This is a genomic window from Nesterenkonia sp. PF2B19 (assembly GCF_001758425.2).
Lineage (GTDB): Bacteria > Actinomycetota > Actinomycetes > Actinomycetales > Micrococcaceae > Nesterenkonia > Nesterenkonia aethiopica.
This window is the reverse complement of sequence record NZ_MDSS02000123.1, coordinates 1-1,584: the sequence shown is the minus strand read 5'-3', so window position 1 is coordinate 1,584 and position 1,584 is coordinate 1. Positions and strand designations below refer to the sequence as shown.

The 1,584-nt window shown below is 71.0% G+C and carries 2 protein-coding genes; one reads left to right on the top strand and one right to left on the bottom strand.

Annotation, left to right across the window (positions count from 1 at the left end):
• Nucleotides 1-409, bottom strand: a 409-nt coding sequence (locus BCY76_RS17205; protein ID WP_237090259.1) for a LysE/ArgO family amino acid transporter, incomplete at its 3' end; no start/stop codon positions are given.
• 87 nt (nucleotides 410-496) lie between these two features.
• On the opposite strand from BCY76_RS17205, the gene BCY76_RS17200 reads away from it, so the two are divergent.
• On the top strand, nucleotides 497-1,378 hold the full coding sequence (locus tag BCY76_RS17200) for an ArgP/LysG family DNA-binding transcriptional regulator (RefSeq protein ID WP_070159454.1): 882 nt from the start codon (nucleotides 497-499) through the stop codon (nucleotides 1,376-1,378).
• Nucleotides 1,379-1,584: the final 206 nt, after the last annotated feature.

Genomic DNA, 1,584 nt, shown 5'->3' with positions numbered 1-1,584 from the left:
GTCCGTGGCCGGCTGCTGACGAGGTGGCCGCCGTGCTCGCCGTGCCGTCGCCCGCCCGGGACCCGGCCGGCGGACCGCTCGGCGTCAGGCTGGCCGACGTCGTCGCTGTCCAGGCCTGTGCGGGCCGTGGCCGCCGAGGCGAAGGACCGCCAGGCGAACCACAGCAGGTAGCCACCCCGGCCCAGCGCAGCACCTGCAGCAGCCAGGGAGCGTGCTCCAGGACCGCCCCCACCCCGGCGGTGCCGAGGCCGATCAGCAGCAGGTCGCCGACCACGCAGCACAGCACCGCCAGGCCCACGCGATCGCGCAGCAGGCCCTGGCGCAGCAGCCAGGCGCTCTGCGGGCCGATCGCGACGATGAGGGCGAGGCAGGTGAGGAATCCAGTCAGCAGCACGGTCATGGTGACCATGCTCCTGGGAATCAGGCATCCGCACCAGCGCATGATTCTTCATCATCTGAAGGGGTCCTTCAGATGTGACGCGTATCATCGACGTCTATGAATACCGATCATCTTCGGGCCTTCGTGCTGGCCGTGGACGAGGGCACCTTCGAGGCGGCCTCGGCGCTGCTGGGGATCTCCGGCTCCGCCTTCTCCCAGCGGATCAAGGCGTTGGAACGGGAGGTCGGGCAGGTGCTGCTGACCCGCACCATCCCGGTGCGCACCACCGACGCCGGGGCGGTGCTGCTGCGCACGGCTCGGCAGATGATGCTGCTGGAGGACGAGGCCCGGCGCAGTCTGGGCTTCCGCGGGGAGGCCGCCGAGGTGGTGACGCTCTCGGTGGCGGTGAACGCGGACTCGCTGTTCACCTGGTTCCAGCGGGTGCTGCAGGAGGCTGCCACCTGGGACGACGTCGAGCTCCATGTGCACGCCGAGGACCAGGAGCACTCCCATGAGCTGCTGCGCAACGGCACGGTGGTGGCCGCGGTGGCCGAGACTCCGGTGCCGGTCTCCGGCTGCCGGTCCACCGCGCTGGGGACCATGCGGTATTGGCCGGTGGCCAGTGGAGAGCTGCTGGACCGGCATCGGCGTTCCGACGGCGTCGTCGACTGGGAGCGCGTCCCGCAGGTGGACTACAGCATCCGGGACTCGCTGCAGCGCAGCGGGCTGCGCCGGTTGGGCGTCACCCCGCGGGTGACGCATCTGATCCCGTCGGTGGAGGCCTACAACGCCGCCGTCGCCCACGGGCTGGGCTGGGGGATGATCCCGGAGGGGATGATGCCGCCCGGGGTGATGGAGGGTGAGCATCCGGATCTGTTGGTGGTCCAGGAGATCGGACCGACCGAGGCGCATCTGCACTGGCAGCGCTGGACCACCGGGACGCCGGCGCTGGACCGCCTCACCGAGAGTGTTCGACGTGCGGCGGCGCGCATGAAGTGAGGGTGAACAGAGTTGACCCCGGAGCGATGGTCGGAATCCACGCACTGAAGCGAGGTTTAGCGACCAGCCCTCCGGGGTCAACGGATGTGGGAGATCAGCGGGAGCTGGGGGCACCGCTGGGTGCGGTGGCCCGGCGCGGACCACGACGGCGGCTGCTCGGCTGGGAGCTGGGGCCGGCCTCGGCCTGGCGTCGGGCGCCCTGGGCG

What these genes read in the sequence shown, in the direction of transcription:
- BCY76_RS17200 (WP_070159454.1), top strand. Translation starts at nt 497, where the DNA reads ATGAATACCGATCATCTTCGGGCCTTCGTGCTGGCCGTGGACGAGGGC.